This is a genomic window from Methanobacterium spitsbergense (assembly GCF_019931065.1).
GTDB lineage: Archaea > Methanobacteriota > Methanobacteria > Methanobacteriales > Methanobacteriaceae > Methanobacterium_B > Methanobacterium_B spitsbergense.
In genome coordinates this window covers 261,397-285,080 of the sequence record NZ_JAIOUQ010000003.1, presented here as the reverse complement: position 1 = coordinate 285,080, position 23,684 = coordinate 261,397, and the positions used below count along the sequence as shown (strand labels likewise).

The following is a 23,684-nucleotide window of genomic DNA, read 5'->3' as shown; positions in this document are numbered from 1 at the left end:
AAATCAGTAATTATGAACGGACCCGCGGGGATTTGAACCCCGGACCTTCAGATTAGGAGTCTGATGCCCTATCCTGACTAGGCTACGGGCCCATTGGATTTGAATTCAAGAATAATATTTGTTAATAGAATTTAGGTATTTAAAGTATTCTTAATTTTTTTTACAGTATCTTATCATGTATTTTAATATCTACAATACTTCTAAAAGAAGTAATTACGGACCCGCCGGGATTTGAACCCGGGACCTTCGGATTAGAAGTCCGACGCCCTATCCAACTAGGCTACGGGCCCATTTTAAATTAACTGTATATTGGAGATTCAGGCTCATTTTCACTTTGAACGCGTTTTGCTAATTCTTTGAGTCTTTCTTCTATCTCATCTGCTTCTTTTAATAATGGTTGTGCATTCACATCTATATTCAACATCTTATTTAAAACATTCACTAAACTTGCTGCAGCCCTTGGATCTGGGTATTGATTCAAAACCTCTGCAAACAGACATGAGGCAGGTATGTTTTTTATTGCTGTTTTTGTTAATAACGAGCCTGAAAGTCCATTAACATTTCCAAATGGTAAAATCGGAAGATCAAGTTCGCCTAATTTTTTAAGGGCTTCTTCTGAGTTAGCTGCTCCTGCAACAGAGCCAGTTTTTTCCATTACTACCATACTGTTAAATGTGATTAGTCCTTTACTGTTGTTTCTCTCCATCCAATCCACTATTGCATTGGACATGTCATATGAAACATTTGGCGGTATTATGAAATCTGATAGGAACAATACAATTCCATCTGTACTGTATACTCTAAATGGATGAATTGCGATACCTTTGTATAAAACCGCAAGTGGAGGAAATTCTTTAGAATCTATATATCCAATCTGCTTCATTTTAAGTTCTTCAACAAGTAACCATCCAAGTATATTACCAATAAGGCCTAATTCTGGTGATCCTTCTAGAACTATTGCATCTTTAACATCTTCTGATACTATTTTACAACACTCTACTTCTGTCTCAACCATCTTAACCATTATGGTACCTCCAACATATTAAAATATATTTTATTATTCCAAACTAGTTTTACCTGTTTGAGCATTTACATATATCTCTCCAATTTGATTATTATTTTTATCAAAAATTGGAACATAATATAATTGTTTTCCATCCAAAGTTATGAGCTTTGGTGTGCCGGTTATAGTGTTGGCTTCCAAATTATGATTTTGAGCAATTGTCTGAGCGTCTGATGGGGATACTTTCACATCCACTCCTTCAGTTCCACTTTGTCCAGACGAGGTTGTTGATGGAGATTGTGATCCTGTCTGTGTCTGTGCTGCTGATGAGGAAGCTCCTGAAGATCCATGATCTACTGCTGTTTGAGCCTGAGAGACACTTGGTTGCCATATTCCTGGAGTTTTAGTTGTAATCTGATAACTCGCAGCTGCAACGCCTATTAAAAGTACAATTACAATGGATATTAATATTTTCTTGTCAATCATTGGCTCAACTCGTTGTAAATTATTTGTTTTAATAATATTTTTAATATCTCATATTAAGATTAGTATCTCATCAATATTAATATATTATATACACATGTTTGGATTTAAAATTATCCTTTTTTAATAATAAATAGAGACAGAATAGCAGACTAATAATATAATTTGTTTAATTCTTACTAATTGGACACCTATATTTATTTCTTAAGTTCAATAAGGAACTCATAGTTTAGTTCCTCATTATATATAAATTTTGCACTTTATCCTTCAAAGAAAAGGTTATAATATAATATATAATCAAGAGAAATATTGATGTTCAAAAGATTATATAAAAACAAGAGGTGATACATTTGAGCGAAAAAATAGTTATATCGCCAACGTCACGACAGGAAGGACATGCAGAATTAGTCATGGATGTCGATGATGAAGGAATCGTAACTAAGGGGCGATACTTTAGTATTACTCCTGTTAGAGGTCTTGAGAAAATAGTAACAGGCAAAGTTCCAGAAACAGCACCTGTAATAGTACAGAGAATCTGTGGTGTCTGTCCTATACCTCACACTCTAGCATCAGTAGAAGCTATAGACGACTCTTTAGGTATTGAGATACCAAAAGCAGCTAGGCAGTTAAGAGAGCTAACACTAGCAGCTCACACAGTTAACAGCCATGCAATACACCACTTCTTGATCGCAGCTGACTTCGTACCTGAAAACCTAATGGCAACAGCCATAAACTCTGTTTCCGAGATAAGGAAAACAGTACAGTACGTCGTTGATATGGTTGCCGGAGAAGGTATACACCCATCAGATGTTAGAATCGGTGGAATGGCAAGTAACATAAGTGAACTTGCAAGGAAAAGGTTATATGCCCGTACAAAAGCACTTATACCAAAAGTTGATGCACACATTGACCTTATAGTAGGTTTAGTTGCAGACAAAGACCTCCCAGCAGGTTTAGGTGTTACAAACGCACCAACATTAGCCACACACCATACTTATGGTGACAGAACCAAATTCGATCTCGACAGGTTCACCGAAATCATGCCAGAAACATGGTATGACGACCCTGAAGTAGGTAAAAGAGCATGCTCGACCATACCTCTCTACGATGGTAGAAACGTAGAAGTAGGTCCAAGAGCTAGAGCAGCAGTCTTCGGAGGATACTCTGGTGAGGGTGTCGTTGCTCAACACGTTGCAAGAGCAATGGAAATGAAAACCAATATGTCCAAAATTGTAGATATTCTTGGTGAATTAGACACATCAGCTCCTGTAATGGCAGACTACGACGTAACTGGTACTAACAAACTTGGTATTGGTGCAATCGAAGGTCCAAGGGGAATGGATGTACACATGGCCCAGATCGCAGATGGAAAAACACAGTTCTACAGCTGCCTAGTCCCAACAACTTGGAACATTCCAACCATGGGACCAGCAACCGAAGGATTCCACCACGAATTCGGACCTCATGTAATACGAGCATACGACCCTTGTCTATCATGCGCAACCCACGTGATTGTAGTTGACGATGACGACAGGAGCGTCCTTAAAAACGAAATGGTCAGGATTTAAAGGGAATTAACATGCCATACGATGCAGAGATATTAATAGTCGGCTGTGGAAACATCTTGTTCAAAGACGATGGATTTGGACCAGCAGTTATTGATGCTTTAGACGAGTTATCAAAGGAAAAACCACTTCCAGATAATACAATGACATTAGATGCCGGAACAGGTGGCCCACACTTTGTATTCTCGCTTCCCCATGAAACATGGAAGAAGATGATAGTAGTGGACATTGTAGATTTCGGTGCAGAACCTGGAACCATCAGAGTGTTTAGTGTTGATGAACTACCTAAGGGATCATATGAAAATATGCATTCATGGCCAGTTAATCAGCCTTTGCATGATCTGAGCAAGGTCTGCGAAGTAATGGTAGTTGGTGTCCAGCCAGAATCAATCTCTGCCCCCGACATTGTGTTGGGTTTAACAGAAAGTGTGGAAGATGCAATTCCCAAGGCCATTGAAATAATTTTAAAAGAAATAGAGGTTTAGCCCATGTTAGCCAAAATAAAGGAATTTTTAGGAATGGAGGCAAAACCAGAAGAACTAGCTTCAAAAGAGGAGGTTGAAAAAGTGGCTGAAGAAAAAGCAAAACCAAGAATCGGATACGTTCACTTATCAGGATGTACCGGTGACGTTATGTCGCTCAGTGAAAACTACGACATTTTAGCCGAATTACTCACCAATATGGTGGAAATTGTTTATGGACAAACACTGGCAGATGTATGGGAAATGCCAGAAATGGACCTAGTACTTGTAGAAGGTTCAGTATGTCTGCAGGACGAACACAGTGTCAAAGAACTCATGGAAGCAAGGGAAAAAGCCGGACTCGTAGTAGCTTTCGGTTCCTGCGCAGCAACAGGGTGTTTCACCCGTTACTCCAGAGGAGGACAGCAGGCTCGCCCAGATCACGAATCATTCGTGCCAATCGCAGACCTTGTAAAAGTAGATTGTGCAATACCAGGATGTCCACCATCACCAGAAATAATTGCAAAGACAGTTGTAGCTGTAATTAACGGTGACATGGATTACCTACAACCAATGATAGATTTAGTTGGGTACACAGAAGCATGTGGATGCGACCTTCAGTATAAGGTTGTAAACCAGGCCCTATGTATCGGATGTGGAACATGTGCCATGTCCTGTCAGACACGAGCATTAACCATGACCGATGGTAGGCCTGAACTCACCAGCGCAAGATGCGTGAAATGTGGTATATGCTACACCCAGTGCCCTAGAAGCTGGTGGCCAGCAGATAGGATTAAACAGGACTTGGGGTTATAGGAGGAAGAGAAAATGGTATTAGGAACATACAAAGAAGTTGTTACTGCAAGATCAACTGACAAGGAAATCCAGAAGATCGCACAGGACGGAGGAATTGTTTCTGCTCTCTTCTGCTACGCCCTTGATGAAAAACTAATAGATGGTGCTGTTGTCGCAGGACCTGGAAAGGATTTCTGGAAACCAGAACCAATGGTTGCAATGAGCTCCGACGAAATACTCGCCGCAGCAGGAACTAAATACACATTCTCACCAAACGTTTGGATGCTTAAAAAAGCCGTAAGACAGTATGGACTTGAAAAACTAGGTACTGTTGCAATTCCATGCCAAACTATGGGTATAAGGAAAATGCAGTCATATCCATTCGGTGTGAGGTTCCTTGCAGATAAGATAGCTCTTATAACAGGTATATTCTGTATGGAGAACTTCCCATTTACGTCACTTGAAACATTAATGGCAAAAATGGGAGTTTCCCCAGAACTAGTAGAGAAAATGGATATTGGAAAAGGTAAATTCTGGATCCATACAGCAGATGAGGTGTTATCACTTCCACTCAAAGAAACCCACGGCTACGAACAGAGTGGATGTAAAGTCTGCCTTGACTACGTTTCTGAATTATCAGACGTAGCTACAGGTTCAGTTGGATCAGGAGATGGTTGGTCAACAGTATTCACACGTACAGACGCTGGAGAAACAATATTCAAAGCAGCAGTCGATGCAGGTGTTATTGAAACCAAAGCCGTCAACGAAGGTAAATTTGGTCTAGAGATGCTCACAAAACTCGCAACTCAGAAAAAGGAGAAGGCGATGAAGGAGATCGATAGACGAAAAGCAATGGGATTACCAGTTCCATACAAAGGAAGTAGCGAGAAGGAAGATCCACTCGCAAACGTCTAAGCAAAGAAATTGTACAGAATATAGTAAAGTGGGATTTAATCCCCTTACTTCTGTCTTTATTTTTAAAATAATTATTTAAGTTCTTATTTTAATTTAAATCGAGGATGTCTCGTAAAATTTTTAATATTTTATTCGGTTATTATTTTACATCCGTCAGACTCCACAATTACTGTGTGTTCTGCTTGAGCTACCCTTGCATTACTTTTTTCCTTTAAAACATGATACGGATATATTGCACGGGATGATAGCAGTTGTCTCATTGCCATATTAAGATGTTTCGAGTTTATATGTTCTGTTAACCATCTTTGGGAAAAAGGAAGAGTCCTGTAATTTATTTCAATTATTTTAAGAAGTTTTCTTGCTTGAACCATACGCATTGGACGATCTCTTAGGAATCTGAAGATGTATGTATCATTCATATCTCCCACACGACCGATTCCATTAGTTACGAATGGTTCTATTGCAAGAACATCTCCTTCTTGGATTATGTGTTTATTATCTTCTTTAATATTAGGAACAGAAACACCTGAATGCAGTATCCAGCGATCCATACTATGTCCTGTTAAATTGGAAACTGAATTAAGGTTGTTCTGATTAATAGTTTCTTCAATAGCAGTTCCAACCTTACCAATTTCAATACCATCTTTTATAGTATTAATAGCACTTTCAAGAGCATTTTGTGCTGTTTCTATCATCTTCAAATTTAAATCGTGTTCAGATGAATCAAGATCAGTGTAATCATCTGCACCAACAAGAACACTAACTGCAGAATCTGCAATGTAACCCTCTACATGGGCACCTAAATCGATTTTAACTAAATCTCCTCTTTTGATGGTTGAATCATCCCCTGGAGGTGAGGTATAATGTGCAGTTACTTCATTTATAGAAACATTACATGGAAATGCGGGCATTCCTCCCATTTCAATTATATTATTTTCAACATATTCAACAAGATCTATGATTTTCATATCAGCTTTGATATGATCAACAGCCATTTTTCTGACCTTTGAAACGATTTGGCCTGGTTTTTTATACATTTCCATCATAACACTCACTTATACTATTTAAAATTGATTACAAATAATTTCTTTTATTTTGATTTAAACTCAATTAATATTAATCTAATATTTTAATTCTTCTTTTCAACTAGTAAATTTAAAATAACATCTAATACAATATTATTATAAAAACCACTATATAAAAATCAGGTGCAAATAATTTTTCATATTAAGATGTGAATAAAATACAGGGCTATGATTTAGAATCCTTCAAAATTAATTTATATTGAAAATAGAAAGGATATTTGGTTAGTTTAAAAAAAATACATATATAAGTTTTGATAAACTGTAAAGGGGTAATAATATGGTAGCAATTGATCAAAATGTATTTTATATAGTAATAGCGGCCATAGTGGTTGTTGGACTTATAGTTGCACTTATGCAATGGAGAAGAGTTAGAGAAGCTCAGACAAATGTTGAATTTCTTACAAAACAAGCTGAACTCAAAAAGATAGAGTTGGTGGAACGTGACCTTGAATCTAAGCGTATGATGAGCGATATCGTTCTTCCAAAAGATCAGCAAGAAAAATTGACCAATATTAGGGAAACAACCTCAGATCTCATGCATAAAGCAGGATATCTCCATAGTGAGATAAACGAGAGGGTTAATCGTCTTGAAGCTAAAACAGAATATGCAAAACTCCAAAAACTACTAATGGATATAGAAAAGAAGGAAGAAGAACTTGAAAAGAAAACAGGTAAAGTTAAGGAGGGAAAACGTAAATGACCCCATTGGAATTACTTGCGGTACTCATACTTGCAGGGGCAATTGTAATTTTGCTTTATTACTATCTGCAAGATACCAGAAATCCATCATTTTCCAGGGCACGTTCTGTAATAAATGAAACAGGAGAAAAAGCTCGTTCAGCAGTTTCTGGAGCCGATGAAAATGAAAATATAGATGGAAATGGAAATGGAATTGGTGATAAGATGTCAGGAATGGGAGAGAAAGCTCGTTCAGCAGTTTCTGGAGCAAGTGAAAAAGTAACAATTGAGGGCAGTATGATTGACGGAGTCAGTGAAAGAATGGCTGGCGTGAGTGAAAAAATAAAAGGAACTGTTAAAGGTGTTCCAAAGAGCACAGATTTACTCTCAAGTAAGATAGAGTTATTTTTGGATGATAAAAGTGATCAGCTAATTAAAGATTGGGAACTTGCAACCAAGAATGATGTTGTTGATCTCGAAAAAAGGTACAGTAAAGTGTCTAGAGATTTAGGAGAACTTGACAGCAGATTCAATGAATACAGAGGATACACCAATAAAAAACTAGAAAAAATTGAGGAAAGGCTAGATAAACTCGAAAATATTGAAGAATAATCCAATAACCAAATATACTGATTATTTAATTTAAGCTTAAGTTATAAACTAAATATAAATTACCATTTTTTTTATATTTTTTATAGAAATATTAAGAATTTTATGCTGAATGATGGTTATGAACAGGATTATCGTTTTAATGGGTCAAAAAACAATTTTAAATATAACTAAATATTTGTATCAAATCATGTAGTTTTTCTTTCCTAAATATTTTAAATTACTACGATAACACTTCCTAAAATGAAGTTCTTGATCTGATAGTTACGCATCCATAATCACTGTTACATGTTATCATCTTGATAAAGAAGATAATATGTATTATATTAAATCAAGCAACTTAGTTAAATTAATGGAAACTGTTAAATTAGATGTTCAATCGGAAATATTCAATGCAAAACTTTATATGCTGTAAGGAGTAAACAGTCATAGTACAGCGGGGTGGGGTAGTCTGGTGATCCCGCGGGGCTCATAACCCCGAGAGCCCTAGTTCAAATCTAGGCCCCGCTATTTTATTTTTAAATGGCAAGCCGAAGGGCAGCTAACGGTTTTTCGTAAACTGAGGAAACTCCATCCATCATACAGAACCGTGGTGTCAGAAGGCATACGCTGAGAAGCGGGACCATGGAGCAGAAACGACACGTCTTCTGATGAATGAACATGATGCGAAGCTGATGACATCAGAAGGAACGGTGAGACGGCCATTCCACGGGATGCAAGGGTAAATACTACTTATGAGTCCTGTACGAAGTAGAGGTAATCCGCATAGATGAATGCTGCTTAAACAGAAGGTGGGTTACTCTCGGCATGTCATTTAATTAATTTTTTGCTTTTTTTTGAATTAATTAATTCGATAAGACAAATTTTCATTTAATTTTTCAAGATCTTAATATAAGTTGATGAACTATCAAAAATCAAGATTACTACAATATTATAAATGAATTGTTGAAATAAACATTTATAATATTAAATTTAAAAAAATAATTAAGAATATTGATTAAAAACGGTTAAATTATGTCATCATTCTTAACGCTTCTAACACAGATTATACCACTTGCATTAGGTGCAGCTGTTAGTCCTACGGCATTAATGGGGATAATACTCCTTTTATCAATTTCTAAAAGACCAAAACTCCAAGGTTTTGGATATTATTTTGGTGCAATCATTTTGATTTTAATAGTTGTTATTCTTGGAATACTTCTAAGTGCAGGAGTAACTTCAACATCTCCAACACCTGATCCAATATTAGCAGGAATTGATGTTTTATTGGGTATTATTCTGTTATTATTTGGTATAAAAAGAATTTTTCAACCTCAAAATGCTCCAAAAAAACGTTTTCAAGGAATTGGTAAAGAATCATCAAATTTAATATTATTTATTGAAGGATTATCATTTGGTTTTGGAATGTTTTTAATAAACTTCTCAACTACCATAATTATTCTTGAAGCTGGCAAAGAAATTGGAGTATCATTGGTTGATCCAATTGGAAAATTAATTATTGTGATAATTTTAACATTCATAACCTTGATGGTTTGTGAAGTACCTCTTGGAATATATCTTTTATTTCCAGAAAAGGCCAATAAAATTCTGTCAAAAGTTAACAAATGGATGCAAAGAAATGGGCATTATCTAATGGGAGTAGTTCTAATCGTAATTGGTGTTTACCTTGTATGGGTGGGATTATTTAAATTAGGAATTATTTAAATTTCAGTCAATTAATTGAAATCTCAACATTTATTCCAACACATGGGGACATAATGATCTGCAATGTGTCATGGATCTAACTCAATCAATATAAAAGCAGTATTCTAAAATAAAATAAATGAATTAATATTTACAATAGAGTTTTCATGTAGCTAGCATTGATTTAATTGATTGTATTTTACAAGTGAAAAAATAGAAAATTTAATGTTTAAATAAAATGTTTGAAAAGTTATCAGTGATTAATAACTTCCTTTACTTTTTCAAAAAAACCTTTATCCTCAGCATATATTTCTTCACCACTTACATCAGCAAATTCTGCAAGAAGTTCCTTTTGTTTTGGGCTAAGTTTCTTTGGAGTAACTATCTTAACCTTGACGTAAAGATTACCTTTACCATTCCAACGAAGATGTGGCATTCCTTCACCCCGTATTCTGAATGATGTTCCAGTCTGTGTTCCTGCAGGTATTTTAAGATCAACGGCCCCTGTTAAGGTGGGTGCTTCAACAGTATCTCCTAACGAAGCCTGTACAAAGCTTATTGGCATATTATATGTGAGGTCTGATCCTTCTCTTTGGAATAACTGATGTTTTTTCACACCTATCATAACATAAAGATCGCCAGGAGGTCCTCCTCGTTTTCCAACATCTCCTTCACCGGGTACACGTAAGCGACTGCCATCTTCCACGCCTGGAGGTATTTTAATATGGATGGTACTTTTATGTTTAACTATTCCTTTTCCATGACATTCAGTACAAGGTGTGTCAATAATCTGTCCTTCTCCTCTACATGTTCTACATGGGCGTACTGTTGCAAACTGACCTAATGGGGTGTTGCTGACCTGGCGAACCTGTCCAGAACCACCACATTCAGGGCATGTTCTGGTGTCTGTACCAGGTTCTGCTTTTGTTCCCTGACAGTGTGGGCATGTCTTCTTATGGGGTACTTCTATGTCTTTTTCAAGGCCCAATGCTGCTTCTTCAAGGGTAATGTTCATTTCATAGTATACATCTTCACCTTGGCTTGGTCCATTTCTAGTGTTCCCACCAAATCCAAATAGGTCAAAAATACTTTCAAAACCGCCTCCACTGCGATTTCCTCCTTGACCTCCACCAAATCCAAATCCTCTGAATATGTCATCGAAGTTAACATTGTTGTATATATCTTCCTGCGAGAATCCATTCATTCCTGCATGTCCATATTGATCATAGGTCTGTCTTTTTTCTGTATCAGAAAGTATTGCATAAGCTTCGCTAATTTCTTTAAATTTTTCACCTGACTCTTTGTCTTCGCTTACATCAGGATGGTACTTCATCGCTAGTTTACGATAAGCCTTTTTAATATCTTTTTTGTCTGCGCCCTTATCCACTCCAAGGACTTCGTAGTAATCACGCTTTTCTGCCATTATAATCTTACCCTCAATTAATTTTGATCACTCATTGATCAACATGAAATTTTTATATGAATATAAGTATGAGATTTAAATTATTATACTGAAACTATTTAATTGATGTCATCATCAATATTAAAATTTTTATGATCACATAATATGAATTAATTTAGTAATATTCTAAGATTCTTTAGATGAAAATAATTAATAGAGCAGGAAATAAAATTCCTGACTCTAAATATTTAACTTATTTTTTTACTTCGTAGTCTGCATCTATTGTTTCGTCGTTGTCTTTGTTATCCTTTTGAGTTTCTTCTGATTCACCTTGAGCTTCCTGTTGTGCTTGTTGTGCTTCTTGATAAATTGCAGCTCCTATCTCCTGAACGATCTTGGTTAGTTCATCTGTCTTAGATTTAATTGAATCTAGATCATCACCTGCAATAAGTTCCCTGAGTTCTTTTATTAGACCTTCAATTTTGGATTTTTTGTCTGCATCTACTTTGTCGCCCAGTTCTTCTAAGGTTTTTCCTGATGTGTATATCATTGAGTCTGCATTGTTTCTAATTTCAATCTCTTCTTGACGTTTTTTGTCTTCTTCTGCATGCTGCTCTGCTTCTTTAACTTTTCTTTCGATTTCTTCTTTTGAGAGCTTGTTTGGTGCTGTTATTGTAATTCTTTGTTCTTTACCTGTTCCCATATCCTTTGCAGATACATTAATAATTCCATTAGCATCTATATCAAATGAAACCTCAATTTGTGGGATTCCTCTTGGAGCAGGTGGTATTCCAACGAGTTGGAATCTGCCGAGTGTTGAATTGTCAGCTGCCATTGGCCTTTCACCCTGAAGCACATGTATGTCCACAGAAGGTTGACTGTCAGCTGCAGTTGTGAAAACTTGACTTTTCTTAGTTGGTATGGTGGTATTCCTTTCAATGAGCTGGGTGAAAACTCCTCCAAGAGTTTCAATACCTAGAGATAGCGGTGTTACATCGAGTAGTACTAGATCTTTGATTTCACCAGCCATAACTCCACCCTGAATAGCTGCTCCCATTGCAACACATTCCATTGGGTCTATTCCACTTTCTGCAGGTTTTCCAATGAATTTTTCGACAAATTTCTGTACAACAGGCATCCTTGTAGGTCCTCCAACGAGTATGATTTTGTTTATGTCTGATTTACTCATTTTAGCGTCTTTAATTGCCTGTTCCAATGGTCCTGAACATTTTTTAATGATAGGATCAACAAGTTCTTCAAGTTTGGCCCTTGTAAGAGTTGCAGTAAGGTGTTTAGGACCCTCTGCAGTTGCAGTAATGAATGGTAGATTTATATCACTTGTTAAGGTTGTTGAAAGTTCTATTTTAGCTTTTTCTGATGCTTCCCTTAGCCTCTGAACTGCTTGATCATCCATCATTAAGTCAACCCCAGTGTCACGTTTGAACTCTTCAGCTAAGTGCTTCATTATGGAGTTGTCCATATCAGTTCCACCAAGACTAGTATCACCACTGGTTGATCTTACTTCAAATACTCCTCCTCCGAAGTCCATAACAGTGACATCCAGTGTTCCACCACCGAAATCGAATACTAGTATCTCTAATTCCTCTTCAGCTTCTTTGTCTATACCATATGCAAGGCTGGCTGCTGTTGGTTCGTTAACAAGACGTACAACTTCAAGACCAGCTATCGTTCCTGCATCTTTAGTAGCTGTTCTTTGATTATCATTGAAATATGCAGGTACAGTGATTACGGCTTTGTTTACTTCCTCTCCTAAAAATGCCTCTGCATCTTTTTTAATTTTTTGTAGTATGAAAGCTGATATTTCCTGTGGGGTGTATTCTTTACCTAGGATGTTGACTTTGTAATCTGTTCCCATACTTCTTTTTATGGCGCTAATAGTGTGTTCTGGATTTGTTACTGCCTGTCTTCTTGCAGGTTCACCAACAAGACGTTCTCCATCTTTAGTGAAAGCCACATAACTTGGAAATGCTTTACCATATTGTGTTGCACCTTCTGCACTAGGAATTATGGTTGCTTTACCACCAATTAGTGCTGCTGCTGCTGAGTTACTTGTACCCAGATCTATACCAATTATTTTCTCTTTCTTTGCCATAATATTCACCTCTTTTATTAATACACGTCATTTTTAAATTTATAAGATTAAGGTTACTTCTTTTTACACACTTTAACCATTGAATATTTAATTACCTTGGAATCAAGGGTATAGCCCTTACCAAGCTCTTCTATAACTGTTCCTTCATCATAATTCTCATTGTCTTCTACCATGAGGGCTTCATGTTTATAAGGGTCGAATTTTTCTCCTGATGCAACTATCTCGCAGAGACCTTCTCCTTTGAGTACATCTTCGAGTTTTTTATGTATCATTTCTACACCTTCTTTAAGGTCATGTGATTTATCTGCTTTTAAAGCCCTTTCAAGGTCTTCATATACATCTATAACCTTAAGAATCAGTCCTTCATTTGCGTATTTAACATAGTCTTTAATCTCTTTTTCTGATCGTTTTTTGTAGTTATCGAAGTCAGCCTGTAGCCTCAGTGCCTGAGAGTGGTAATCATCTACTTTATCCTTTAGATTCTGAATTTCATCATCTTTTTCCTGATTTTCCTTGGTTTTTTCATGGATATCAGTTTCCAGATGGGCCAGATCCTTTTTTAACTTCTCTAATTCTTGTTTATCATTCATTCATTCACCTTTTATATGGTATAAAAAGAACAGTAACCTTTAACTATTATAGTTACAAAAGGTTATATAAATCTTTCGCACAACTAGTTAAATAAGTACAAATTATAACATCATAAAGATCATAAAATCAACAAGTGGAATAACATGGATTTAGAAGCAATACTTGATGTGATGGGCTGTAAAACCCGAAGGGATATCATAAATCTTTTAACTGACGAGCCCAGATTTGTGAGTGAAATATCGAAGGAACTTGAAGTTGGACAGAAGGCCATAATAGAACATCTGAGGGCAATGGAAGAATTAGGGTTACTCAGTTCTTCATTCCAAAAAATAGAAAGGGGTAGGCCTAGGAAGTACTATGACATATCTCAGGACATTCAAATACAGATTTTTATAGGTCCTGGTGCAATTAAGATGAACGTTATAGGTCAGGAATTCTCAGAGCTACACACACTAGAGGGCAGAATTCACATGGGTGAAACAGAAGTAACAGAAGAACTTCAAAAACTTATTAAAAAATATGATAATGCAAAAAAACATGCAGAAAAACTTTTAAGTGATCTTGAAGTACAGAAAGATAAAACATCCCAATGAACACCTCAAAAAAATACAATAAAAGAATTTTAATAAGTTATAGTTAAAACAATTTCCTTATCAGTTACCCTAACTTAATCATTCAAATAAGTAAATTTTAGTAATGAAATTTTTTATTTTAAATATAATTTTTAAATTCCCTTTGATTTCCAGGCCGCAATTGCTGCTTGCCCAATTGATACAGAACCATCACCGGCACAAGTATTCTTATGTTGTACAAAGTTATAACCTGCAGATTCAACCGCATTCTTCACTGTAACACTTATGGCCTCATTATAGAAAACTCCTCCAGAACCACCTATAATTTTGACTCCGGTTTTATCAGCTGCATTCATAGCCATTTCTGCAAGCCCAAGGGCTAAAGCTTTCTGTGCAGCAACTGCTATATTGGCTATTTTTTCCCCATTTTGTTTCATTTCTAAAACTGAAAATAAAATTTTGGATGTATTTAGAGTTTCCATTCCATTAATAGGGCTTTTATCAATTTCAATTGGAATTTCAAGTGTATCTTTACCATAATACGCAGCAGATTCGAGTTTCATAGCACATTCGCCTTCATAAGTTCTTTTTCCACAAATACCCAGTATAGTGGATATGGAATCAAGAACTCTGCCTGTACTTGTAGTGATACTTGTATTAAAATTCTGTTGAAGCTGTTTTGCAACGAGATCCACTTCAATGTTGCCATGTTTGAAGTATTCTATGTATTTTGTTTTCATTAGATCCACTAGATCATCAATAGGAATGTGTTTAAACAACATTGACATGACCATTCTTGCAGGATATTTGGTTGTTAAATCACCACCAGCCATGTTCTGTTGCATTAGACTGCCCAGCCTTTTGTAATTAGATCCATGTGATAGGAGAATTTCACCTCCCCAAGCATTTCCATCATTACCGTAGCCTACACCGTCTGCTGCTATGCATATGAGTTCATCAACTTCATTGTCAACACATAGGGCTGCAGCATGGGCGTGGTGGTGTTGTACCTTTAAAATTTCAGATCCAAGATCTTTACCCATTTTCTCCGCAAGTTTAGTGGTGAAGAACATTGGATGTAGATCACATGCAACTACATCAACAGATTCAGTCTTGGTAATATTCATCATATGATCTACAGAGTTTTCTAAATATCTAAATGTTTCATACTTAGTTGTGTCTCCTATGTGCTGGGAGACATAGCATTTACCCTCTTTAAGAAGTGAGAATGTAACATCTATTTCTGGGCCGAGTGCAAGTACATTTAAATCAGAAGCTATTTTAGTAAAATCATATGGTTCAGGAACATAACCTCGTGAACGTCTTATAAATGCCATATCATCTCCCCTAAATCTGACAACAGAGTCATCACACCTGTTAACTATTTTACGGTTGTGTAGGAGGTAATAGTCAGCTATTCCATCAAGTTTTGATATTATCTCATTATTATCAATGAGCATGGGTTCTCCAGGGATATTGGCAGAGGTCATTACATATGCTGGCTCATTAGTGTAGGTAAAAAGTAAGTGGTGTAGTGCAGAGTAAGGAAGCATCACACCGAGATTATGAAGAACAGGTGATACCGAAGGTGAGAGAAAGTAATTATTATTTTTATTTAAAACTACAATGGGCCGTCTTCTGGATGTTAAGGTAGTTTGTTCATTGTCTGAAACCTTTGCAAAGGTTTTTATGGTATCTAAATCTGGAGACATACAAGCAAATGGTTGGTTATATCTTCCAAGCCTTTTTCTAAGTTCTTCAACAGGGCTGTCTTCAGTTGTTTTAACAACCAGGTGAGTGCCTCCAATACCTTTCACAGCGAGAATATTTCCCTCATCAATTAATTTGGACGCTTCTTTCACAGGATTATCACATTTAATCATTTCTTCTTTGTATAAAAATACTTCAGGTCCACAAACTGGACAACAAGTTGCTTCTGCATGGTATCTGCGATCTTCAGGATCAGTGTATTCTACTGTACAATCTTCACAGAGTGGAAAATCACTCATGGAAGTACGAATACGATCGTATGGAATTGAACTTATAACAGTGAAACGTGGGCCACAGTCTGTACATGCAATGAATGGATATTTTTGTCTCCTGTCTAAATTATTAAATACTTCTTCCATGCAGTTGTCGCACGTTGCAATGTCTGGTGGTATAACAGAGGAACCAGAGAAGTTTTCTAAACTTTCAAGAATTACAAAATCGTTGAATTCAGATTGAACATCATGTTCTAACCATTCTATTTCAAGAGAGGTTATTTCAGATATTGGGGGTTTATTTTCTTTTAAATTATTAATAAACGCGTTAATTTCATGCTCAGATCCTTCAACAATAATTTCGACAATATTCCCCATGTTACGTACATATCCATTAATTTGCATTTTATGAGCTATCCTGTACACTGTGGGTCTGAACCCAACTCCCTGAACTATTCCCTGCACAAATATTCTGGCTTTTTCCAAATTCACACCCCTGAAAGTCTCTTTCAAAGATTTAAAATGATATAATATTTTTAATCCTAAGTAGATTTTATAAATTGTTTAATTCTTCATTCTTATATATTCAAGATAATGGGATACAAAAGATCTTCAGTAATTAATAAAAGAATCTTGAATATTAAGCTGTTTTTAACATTATTAAATAGTTTTTAAGGATATTTGAACTTAATCCTATATTTAGTGGAAAGTTACATTTATTTATAAACTATGGATTAAAATTTGATACTATCCCTACCATAGGGACAGTTATAAATGCATAAACCACAAACGGGTATTTTACCAGCGTCTTCCATTATTTCAAAGTATTTTTCACACTTTCTAGCATTGTATCTAACATCACGATCATCTTCTGCATTGAAAATTTCTCCTGTAAATGCTGAAACAGGACATGTTTCAATACATTCAGTACATTCGCCACAACGATTTTCAACTGGTTTTCCTGTTGGGTTAATTGGGGCATTTGTAAGTATTGTTGACCATCTTACTCTGGGACCAGCTTCGGGAGTTATTAAAAGGCAACTTTTACCAATCCAACCTAATCCTGCCATATTAGCTGCTAATTTATGTGAAAAAACTGCACAAATCCGTTCGTTATCATATCTTTCAGATGCAGGAATCGGAAGAGCATTATATCCCTTATTTTGAATTGTACTGCTCAAACGTGATGTTATAAGATCAAGGCGCATGTTGATAATATCATAGGTGTGGTGTTTGTAGTTTACAGCAACAGATTTTTCAAATCTATTTGGGAGTTCATTTACAATAGTATCTAATAATTTGATTCCTACTGAAATTGCAGTAGAATAACCAGTAACACTGTTTCCTCCTTGTTTTTTTATGAAATCTGCAGCTGTAGTTAAATCTGCAACTCCATAAAAATCAGCTCCAAGTTCTCTAGCAAATTCATCTAGTTTTTCTTCAAACAATTCTTTACCTCCACAAAAACATTTTTACAATCAAATTTTTTCACTTTTTACCATATAAAATGCAGAAGTTGTAATATTTGTAAAAAACATCCACATTTATGAAACCACAGCTTTTTATCCATTTAAGATTATTTTCTAGAGTTGCTGGTCTGTCATGTTTCATCCTATCGAATATTATCTCTTTTTCACTGGGGGATAATGATTTTAACTCAATTTTTTCAAACCAATTTCTTTGATAAATATCCTCATTTTCCAAACTAGGTGCATATACTTGGTCTAAATTTAGGAAGATACCTCCAATATTGAGGCTTTCATATATTTTAGAATAAATAATCCTTTTTGAATGGTCTTTAAGATGATGAATGGATAGTGAGGATATCACTATATCATACTTTTCAACAAAATCAGCTTCAAGGTAATCGCCATTAATAAATTTAAAGTTAGGATTTCCTTTAAATCTTTCTCTGGCTATATTTAGCATTTCATCTGAAATATCCAATAATGTAAAATGTCCTTGAGAATACTTCTTTAACATGTAATTGGTAAGGAGTCCTGTACCTGCTCCAAGATCCAGTATTTTAGGTCCGGGTATCTTACAACTTGCAAGTTCTGTCATGATACTGTACATTTGATCCAAATTTGGAATGATTTGATGCCTTTGTCCGTCGTATTTTTTAGCACCTCTGTCAAATTTAGATTTTAAACTTTTATCAACCATTTCGAATCATCCCAGAATTAAATTAACCATCTTCAGTATTATTCATTTTTCAATTGTTTAAGAATGACATGTTTAGGATGGAAGCCATATTGATTGTAAAACTTTATTGCAACATCATTACCCACAGATATTTTTACTTGTCTATTTTCTATATTATTTGAATCCATCCAGCTCAGTGCACGCTTCATAAGGGTATCTCCAATACCTAATTTGCGAAATTTTTCTTCTATATATATAGAGTCAATTTCGCCGTTTTCATATGAAAATGAACTTATACAATATCCTACCACCTTATTAATTGTATTTTCTAAAGCTAAATCTATTCTTAAGTTTCCTTTGTTAGATTTTTTTATTAATTCATCCTTTCTGTCCTCAAAAAGAATATTTAAATAATCTTGATGGAAGTTCTTAGATCTTAACTGATGGTGATGGTTAAGTTTTTCCCACAAGTCTTTTATAAGGTCAAGTTCAGTCTCATCAGTTTCAAGATAGCTTATCATGGGGATAAATATCCATTAACTCATTATTAAATATTAATTCATTGAAGCATTTAAATCAATAATTAGTATTATTATTCTTAAGAGTTTTTATCCATTCATCTACTTTTAAAACCTTACTAAACTTCATGGCTTGTGTAATCAAGATTGAACGATGTAGTTCTTCTGCACTGACATATCCTGCATAATTGAACACATCTAATGTTCCAGTTGCATCAGAAAGAAATTCCACGTTAAATCCTAGATCAAATGCCTGTCTTGCTGTTGTGTCACAACACATTTGGGTCATATAACCTGTAATTGTAACACTGTCTATATCATGTTTTTTCAACCAGTCTTCCAGATTAGTTTTAGTAAAACTTCCGGGAAGGGTCTTTTCAATTAATGTCTCATGATGTTTTGAAGCTATCTGGCTCTGAATGTTCCATCCATCACTTCCAAAGGCAAATGTTGAAGCATCAGATGGATTGGTATGTTGTATAAGTACAATTGGAATTTTTTGAAATTTTGCTATATCCATAGCAATTAAAATATTATTAAATGAATTATCATGGTACTTTATTGGTAATTTTCCTGTAAAATATTCATTTTGAACATCGATTATCAGAAGTGCCCTCTTCATATTTTCACTCAATTTTCTTTATCATCATGTATATCATCTTTTGGAATATATGTGGCATAGAACCCATCTGTATCTGCATAAATGGCCTTAAAACCATATTTTTTAGCTTGAAGCATTGTTTTTTTAATAAAATCTCTTCCCCAAGCAGTTACAGCTTCTGCGCATTCTATTCTGTACCATCTAAATCTGGAATATCCATAAACACCATACATGGAATTTGCTAATCTTTTAAGAGCTTGTTGCTGTACATCTAATACCTGTTTTTCCCGTGCATTCTCAGCATTGTTCATTTGAGTTTTAATTCGTACTCGTTCTTTCAGAATATTTCCAATTATTGATGGAACAAAGCCAACAGGTTCTTTTAGAAACTTATGACCTACTTCAGGTGCTACATGACAATTGTTTATATCACATTCATCAACTAATGTGTCGGGTGAAACATTTTTAGAGATTATTATGCTGGGGTATAGGCTCCTGAAATCGAAAGAAACAATATTTTCATGTAATCCCATTACAGGGTCTTTTACATAACCACCTGCGGCTTTTTTCCCTCTTCTTTCAGAATACTGTGATGATGAAGGTTTGTTAGGTACCATATCTCCTATTTCATAAGCTTTCCTGATAAGATACCATTCAACCATCTGACCTGTTGCCATCCTGGCGATATCAAAGAATGGTTGGCCAACTATCCTAGTAAATTCCATGCTCAAAGGTAACATTTTTTCTCCAATTTTTGTGACTGCTACAGCATCATCAAGGGAATATTTGAAGAGTTTTTCAAGCATTTCACCACCATTATCCCAGTACTCAAATATTTCATCCCCTGGAACATCTTCCTTTTCCACTCCAAACAGCTCTCTGTAAACCCTTTCAAGGGTATATCGATCTAGCTGTAGATACCTTCTCATTAAGAGATAAAGATCCACGTGTATTCTCCCTTTTACAAGTGCAGAGTTTGTGTAACCTCGTCTCATAAACTTCAAACCGGATCCATCTGTTCCAATTCCCAACTTTACATTGAGTTTGGCTGCTCTATCACGAATGTAGGGCATATCAAAGTTATCAGAATTATAACCAATTAAAAGGTCAGGGTTCTCTGATTTGATTATTTCAACAAATCTTTGGAGCATATGTGCTTCTGTTTTAAGGGTTTCAACATATTTTAAAGGGGATTTCTTGGTTGAAAGAACCTTTTGTAATCCATAATTACTTGAAAGACTAATCATTATAATTGGATCTTCCTCGGACTGAGGCATTCCCTTGGGATTACGCACTTCTATATCAAAACTTAATGTTTTGAGTTCCGGAAATTCTGAATTTATCGGCTTAGGCTCACCATTCATTTCAAAAACACAAACATCGCTTTCACACATGAAATTAATTGAATTTTCATCAAGACATTGTCCATCAACCTCAACTTCGGCCATAGGAAATATTGCCTTGTCAATTAAATACCTTCGATAAAATGGAATATCATGTTCCATTATATTGTTAACAGAATCAAGATCTCTTATCTTATCTCTTAATTTAGGAACATCTTGGGGATGATTGAGTGTAATCCTTAAAAAATCTTTAATTTCACCCATATATCCTTTTCGTGCCCAACCAACCATCTCAATTTCATCAAACCCATTCAGATCTTCAATACATTTCTCTTCGTCATTGGGAACAACATAGATATATGGTTTAAAATGCTTATCAAGGACGATTAGTGATTTACCCTCATCATCTCCCTTAATTTTACCGAACATCCTGATAACAGCCTTATCATCTTCTGTTATGTAATCTATATCCAGAAGCACGAATCTTTTACTCTCCATAAACTTTTATTTATAGTGTGAAGGTTATATAGGTTGTTAAATTCAGATATTGGGTGGTACTGTTTGGGTCTAAATATTCGATCTGAGCATTATTAACCTCTTTAACATATCTTAATGAATATATGGGGAGTTAAATTAATGGATATTCGAAAATTTGATTTAAATAAACATGATATTAATGAAGTTTCTTCACTCATCTATGAAACAGATAAGAATCTGTTTTCAACTTTTCTAGATAAAAACCCGGATAAAGCTGTAAAAAAACTTAAAAAGCTTATAGTGGCGGGGAATAATTGTTATGGTAAAGAAAATTTATATATTACTGAAAACGATGAAGGTGAGATTGGAGGAATTATTGTTGCATTTAGGGGTGATGAAGTAAAATTCATTGATGAAGCAAAGGTATTCATGGATACCATGAATTTCTTAGATTTTTTAAAGCTTACCATTGTTAAACCAGTCTATGATAAGATTACAGCATCATCAATTGAAAGTGATGATTTCTATCTAGGCAATTTAGTTGTAGCGCAGAACTCCAGAAGTCAAGGTATTGGAACAGAACTACTTAAAAGTTCATTCAAACTTGCACGCGATAAAAAATGCAAAAGGGTTTTATTGGATGTTTTATTTGAAAATGAAAGGGCAAAAAATCTGTATGATCGGTTAGGTTTCAAAGTTTGCGGTGAAAAGAGTTTCAAATGGATTGGTAAGGATGATGGTACATATGGGATGGAATATTTGTTAGATGAATAAATAAATCAATTCATTATAAAATTTATATTTGTTTATCAACTTTGGATTAAAAATCTAACGTTAATATTTCAATGAAAATAACCTTAATTTACCATTAAATCATTAAATTATACAAAAGTGTAGTTATAATAGTAGATATTGGTTTTGGGGATAATTTGCATAGAATGGTTGTTGAAGACGATAATTTATGTGTAGACCTGATCTAAAATCTTTAAGAATATATAAATAGAAACTTCTATTGAACAGGATTTAAGCAATGGGTTGATACCAATGAAAGAGTTATACCTAAAAGAAAAGGGTACAGAGAATGCAGAAACCATAATATTTCTTCATAGTGGAGCTATGGCAAGTTGGATGTATGATGGACAGATAACAGCTTTTAATGATTATCATTGTATCATTCCGGATATTCCAGAACATGGACAAAGTATTGATGTAAAGCCATTCACTATAACTGATTCAGCAGAAAGGATAACCAATATCATACATGACCATGCACATAATGGGAGAGCTCATCTTGTTGGAATTTCCCTCGGTGCACAGATCATATTACAGATTCTAAGCACTACGCCTAATGTGGTTGATCATGCAATTATTAGTGGTACACCTTTGCGTACCATTCAACAAACCGAAACAATTTTAAAACTTCTTGATCATGCAATCAAGGTATATGCTCCCGTGAAGGATACTAATTTTTTTATAAAAGCTAATATGCGCACGTACAATATGCCAAAACATCTTTTTGATAATTTCAAGGAATCAACACAACGTATTAACCATGATGCTCTGGAGAGAATACTAACCGAAAATATGCTTTTCAAACAGCCTGATGGCCTAGAAAAGGTTGAAACACCAGTCCTTGTAATTACAGGCGAGAAAGATTATAAGATCATCAAAGAATCAGCTTGCGATTTGGTAAAGACATTGCAGATTTCTAAAGGATACATGGCCCCTAAATTAGGGCATCTATGGAATTTAGAATATCCTGATCTTTTTAATAAGGTTTTGAGAAGTTGGATAAATAATATTGATGTATCTGGTATTTTATTACCTTTGAAATATTGATCTAATTTTAAATAAATAAAAATTTATGATTCAAAATTCATATATCAATAAGAGGGTACTGTAGATTCTTCGTTAGATCAAAAAAAATTCTTGTAAATTGATATCTCAAATAACTGATGCTAAAAAGTGAGGGCATGAATTATGTTACCAAAAGTAATAATTTACAATGCAGTAAGTCTAGATGGCAGATTAAATTTTTTTAATACAGATTCTAAACTTTATTATGAAATCGCATCTAAATGGAATGTTGATGCGGTTTTAATGGGCAGTAATACTCTTCTTAAAGGATTTAATGCTGAAACAGGAGAAGCATGTGGTTGGGCGAATTTTGAAGTTGATGAAACAGATTCTTTTCCTTTACTTGTTGTACCTGATAGTGGCGGACAAATACGTATCTGGAACAAAGTGCTTGAAATACCGTTTATAAAGGATATTTTAGTTTTATGTTCTAGATCTACGCCACAAGAATATATGAATTTCTTAGAGGATAGTGATATTAAATATATGGTTATTGGTTATAACAAAGTTAATTTGGGAACTGCTCTTGAGGAATTAAACATCCAATTTGGAGTTAAATCTCTACGTGTTGATAGTGGGGGTACTTTAAATGGGGTACTTTTAAGGAATGATTTGGTTGACGAAGTTTGTGTGCTTTTAAACCCGGTTATGGTTGGAGGAATATCTCCCAATTCCATTTATACAGCACCTGACTTGAAAACTTCTGAGGAAGCTATAGACTTGAAACTTATTAAAATGGAACTCTTGAAGAATGAAATAATTTTCTTGCAGTATAGAGTCATGAAATACCAATTTTAAATATCATG

The 23,684-nt window shown here is 35.0% G+C and carries 23 protein-coding genes, 3 tRNA genes and 1 other RNA gene; 13 read left to right on the top strand and 14 right to left on the bottom strand.

Annotation, left to right across the window (positions count from 1 at the left end; translation table 11 throughout):
• Nucleotides 1–17: 17 nt before the first annotated feature.
• From K8N75_RS02665 to K8N75_RS02650, 4 genes are all read right to left on the bottom strand, one after another.
• A tRNA-Arg gene (locus K8N75_RS02665) sits at nucleotides 18–92 on the bottom strand.
• Between the two features lie 124 nt (nucleotides 93–216).
• Nucleotides 217–290: transfer RNA gene (locus K8N75_RS02660), tRNA-Arg, on the bottom strand.
• An 8-nt stretch (nucleotides 291–298) separates the two neighbouring features.
• Entirely contained in the window at nucleotides 299–1,024 is a 726-nt protein-coding gene (locus tag K8N75_RS02655; protein WP_081882666.1) for a proteasome assembly chaperone family protein, read from the bottom strand.
• A 33-nt stretch (nucleotides 1,025–1,057) separates the two neighbouring features.
• On the bottom strand, nucleotides 1,058–1,489 hold the full coding sequence (locus tag K8N75_RS02650; protein ID WP_223790590.1) for a PepSY domain-containing protein: 432 nt from the start codon (nucleotides 1,487–1,489) through the stop codon (nucleotides 1,058–1,060).
• Nucleotides 1,490–1,836: 347 nt separating this feature from the next.
• Between K8N75_RS02650 and frhA the strand changes: the two genes are divergently transcribed.
• The 4 genes from frhA to frhB are packed head-to-tail and all read left to right on the top strand — an operon-like array spanning nucleotide 1,837 to nucleotide 5,222.
• Complete coding sequence (gene frhA, locus K8N75_RS02645; RefSeq protein ID WP_223790589.1) at nucleotides 1,837–3,054, top strand: coenzyme F420 hydrogenase subunit alpha; 1,218 nt, start codon at nucleotides 1,837–1,839, stop codon at nucleotides 3,052–3,054.
• 11 nt (nucleotides 3,055–3,065) lie between these two features.
• On the top strand, nucleotides 3,066–3,536 hold the full coding sequence (gene frhD / locus K8N75_RS02640; protein WP_223790588.1) for a coenzyme F420-reducing hydrogenase, FrhD protein: 471 nt from the start codon (nucleotides 3,066–3,068) through the stop codon (nucleotides 3,534–3,536).
• A 3-nt stretch (nucleotides 3,537–3,539) separates the two neighbouring features.
• Nucleotides 3,540–4,328: a coenzyme F420 hydrogenase subunit gamma gene (gene frhG / locus K8N75_RS02635; RefSeq protein ID WP_223790587.1), complete on the top strand. Its 789-nt coding sequence runs from the start codon at nucleotides 3,540–3,542 to the stop codon at nucleotides 4,326–4,328.
• A 12-nt stretch (nucleotides 4,329–4,340) separates the two neighbouring features.
• Nucleotides 4,341–5,222 carry a coenzyme F420 hydrogenase subunit beta gene (frhB, locus tag K8N75_RS02630; protein WP_223790586.1) on the top strand — a complete coding sequence of 294 codons (882 nt, stop codon included), beginning with the start codon at nucleotides 4,341–4,343 and terminating at the stop codon, nucleotides 5,220–5,222.
• A gap of 128 nt (nucleotides 5,223–5,350) precedes the next feature.
• On the opposite strand, the gene map is transcribed toward frhB, so the two are convergent.
• The gene (gene map, locus K8N75_RS02625; protein WP_223790585.1) at nucleotides 5,351–6,268 is read right to left on the bottom strand and encodes a type II methionyl aminopeptidase; all 918 of its coding nucleotides are present in this window, start codon (nucleotides 6,266–6,268) and stop codon (nucleotides 5,351–5,353) included.
• 316 nt (nucleotides 6,269–6,584) lie between these two features.
• On the opposite strand from map, the gene K8N75_RS02620 reads away from it, so the two are divergent.
• The 5 genes from K8N75_RS02620 (at nucleotide 6,585) to K8N75_RS02600 (ending at nucleotide 9,298) form a co-directional block, all read left to right on the top strand.
• Nucleotides 6,585–7,007, top strand: a complete 423-nt coding sequence (locus K8N75_RS02620) for a hypothetical protein (protein WP_223790584.1) — start codon at nucleotides 6,585–6,587, stop codon at nucleotides 7,005–7,007.
• Nucleotides 7,004–7,597, top strand: coding sequence for a hypothetical protein (locus tag K8N75_RS02615; RefSeq protein ID WP_223790583.1), 594 nt, complete (start codon nucleotides 7,004–7,006; stop codon nucleotides 7,595–7,597). Before K8N75_RS02620 ends, K8N75_RS02615 begins: the two co-directional genes overlap by 4 nt.
• 432 nt (nucleotides 7,598–8,029) lie before the next feature.
• Nucleotides 8,030–8,104: transfer RNA gene (locus K8N75_RS02610), tRNA-Met, on the top strand.
• Between the two features lie 15 nt (nucleotides 8,105–8,119).
• Nucleotides 8,120–8,405: RNase P RNA component (gene rnpB, locus K8N75_RS02605), an RNA gene on the top strand.
• A gap of 203 nt (nucleotides 8,406–8,608) precedes the next feature.
• Nucleotides 8,609–9,298 (top strand): GAP family protein, encoded by a 690-nt coding sequence (locus tag K8N75_RS02600; protein ID WP_223790582.1) that lies wholly within the window; start codon nucleotides 8,609–8,611, stop codon nucleotides 9,296–9,298.
• Nucleotides 9,299–9,530: 232 nt separating this feature from the next.
• Here K8N75_RS02600 and dnaJ read toward each other — a convergent pair whose 3' ends face one another.
• From dnaJ to grpE, 3 genes are all read right to left on the bottom strand, one after another.
• A complete protein-coding gene (gene dnaJ / locus K8N75_RS02595) occupies nucleotides 9,531–10,700 on the bottom strand; it encodes a molecular chaperone DnaJ (RefSeq protein WP_223790581.1) in 1,170 nt (389 codons plus the stop codon).
• 232 nt (nucleotides 10,701–10,932) lie between these two features.
• Nucleotides 10,933–12,792, bottom strand: a complete 1,860-nt coding sequence (dnaK, locus tag K8N75_RS02590) for a molecular chaperone DnaK (protein ID WP_223790580.1) — start codon at nucleotides 12,790–12,792, stop codon at nucleotides 10,933–10,935.
• A gap of 53 nt (nucleotides 12,793–12,845) precedes the next feature.
• Complete coding sequence (gene grpE / locus K8N75_RS02585; RefSeq protein WP_223790579.1) at nucleotides 12,846–13,382, bottom strand: nucleotide exchange factor GrpE; 537 nt, start codon at nucleotides 13,380–13,382, stop codon at nucleotides 12,846–12,848.
• 144 nt (nucleotides 13,383–13,526) lie between these two features.
• Here grpE and K8N75_RS02580 point away from each other — a divergent pair, with 144 nt between their 5' ends.
• Entirely contained in the window at nucleotides 13,527–13,976 is a 450-nt protein-coding gene (locus tag K8N75_RS02580) for an ArsR/SmtB family transcription factor (RefSeq protein WP_048191816.1), read from the top strand.
• A gap of 131 nt (nucleotides 13,977–14,107) precedes the next feature.
• Here the strand turns inward: K8N75_RS02580 and hypF are convergent, their stop codons facing one another.
• From hypF to K8N75_RS02550, 6 genes are all read right to left on the bottom strand, one after another.
• Nucleotides 14,108–16,423, bottom strand: coding sequence for a carbamoyltransferase HypF (gene hypF / locus K8N75_RS02575; RefSeq protein WP_223790578.1), 2,316 nt, complete (start codon nucleotides 16,421–16,423; stop codon nucleotides 14,108–14,110).
• Nucleotides 16,424–16,671: 248 nt separating this feature from the next.
• Nucleotides 16,672–17,385, bottom strand: coding sequence for a 4Fe-4S double cluster binding domain-containing protein (locus tag K8N75_RS02570; RefSeq protein WP_223790577.1), 714 nt, complete (start codon nucleotides 17,383–17,385; stop codon nucleotides 16,672–16,674).
• A gap of 40 nt (nucleotides 17,386–17,425) precedes the next feature.
• The gene (locus K8N75_RS02565) at nucleotides 17,426–18,103 is read right to left on the bottom strand and encodes a class I SAM-dependent methyltransferase (RefSeq protein ID WP_223790576.1); all 678 of its coding nucleotides are present in this window, start codon (nucleotides 18,101–18,103) and stop codon (nucleotides 17,426–17,428) included.
• Nucleotides 18,104–18,141: 38 nt separating this feature from the next.
• Nucleotides 18,142–18,603: a GNAT family N-acetyltransferase gene (locus tag K8N75_RS02560; RefSeq protein WP_223790575.1), complete on the bottom strand. Its 462-nt coding sequence runs from the start codon at nucleotides 18,601–18,603 to the stop codon at nucleotides 18,142–18,144.
• 55 nt (nucleotides 18,604–18,658) lie between these two features.
• Nucleotides 18,659–19,234 carry a cysteine hydrolase family protein gene (locus tag K8N75_RS02555; RefSeq protein ID WP_223790574.1) on the bottom strand — a complete coding sequence of 192 codons (576 nt, stop codon included), beginning with the start codon at nucleotides 19,232–19,234 and terminating at the stop codon, nucleotides 18,659–18,661.
• A complete protein-coding gene (locus K8N75_RS02550; protein WP_223790573.1) occupies nucleotides 19,231–21,042 on the bottom strand; it encodes a DNA-directed DNA polymerase in 1,812 nt (603 codons plus the stop codon). Before K8N75_RS02550 ends, K8N75_RS02555 begins: the two co-directional genes overlap by 4 nt.
• Before the next feature lie 138 nt (nucleotides 21,043–21,180).
• Here K8N75_RS02550 and K8N75_RS02545 point away from each other — a divergent pair, with 138 nt between their 5' ends.
• The 3 genes from K8N75_RS02545 (at nucleotide 21,181) to K8N75_RS02535 (ending at nucleotide 23,676) form a co-directional block, all read left to right on the top strand.
• Complete coding sequence (locus K8N75_RS02545) at nucleotides 21,181–21,795, top strand: GNAT family N-acetyltransferase (protein ID WP_223790572.1); 615 nt, start codon at nucleotides 21,181–21,183, stop codon at nucleotides 21,793–21,795.
• Between the two features lie 270 nt (nucleotides 21,796–22,065).
• Nucleotides 22,066–22,860 carry an alpha/beta fold hydrolase gene (locus K8N75_RS02540; RefSeq protein WP_223790571.1) on the top strand — a complete coding sequence of 265 codons (795 nt, stop codon included), beginning with the start codon at nucleotides 22,066–22,068 and terminating at the stop codon, nucleotides 22,858–22,860.
• Nucleotides 22,861–23,001: 141 nt separating this feature from the next.
• On the top strand, nucleotides 23,002–23,676 hold the full coding sequence (locus tag K8N75_RS02535) for a RibD family protein (protein WP_223790570.1): 675 nt from the start codon (nucleotides 23,002–23,004) through the stop codon (nucleotides 23,674–23,676).
• Nucleotides 23,677–23,684 lie beyond the last annotated feature (8 nt).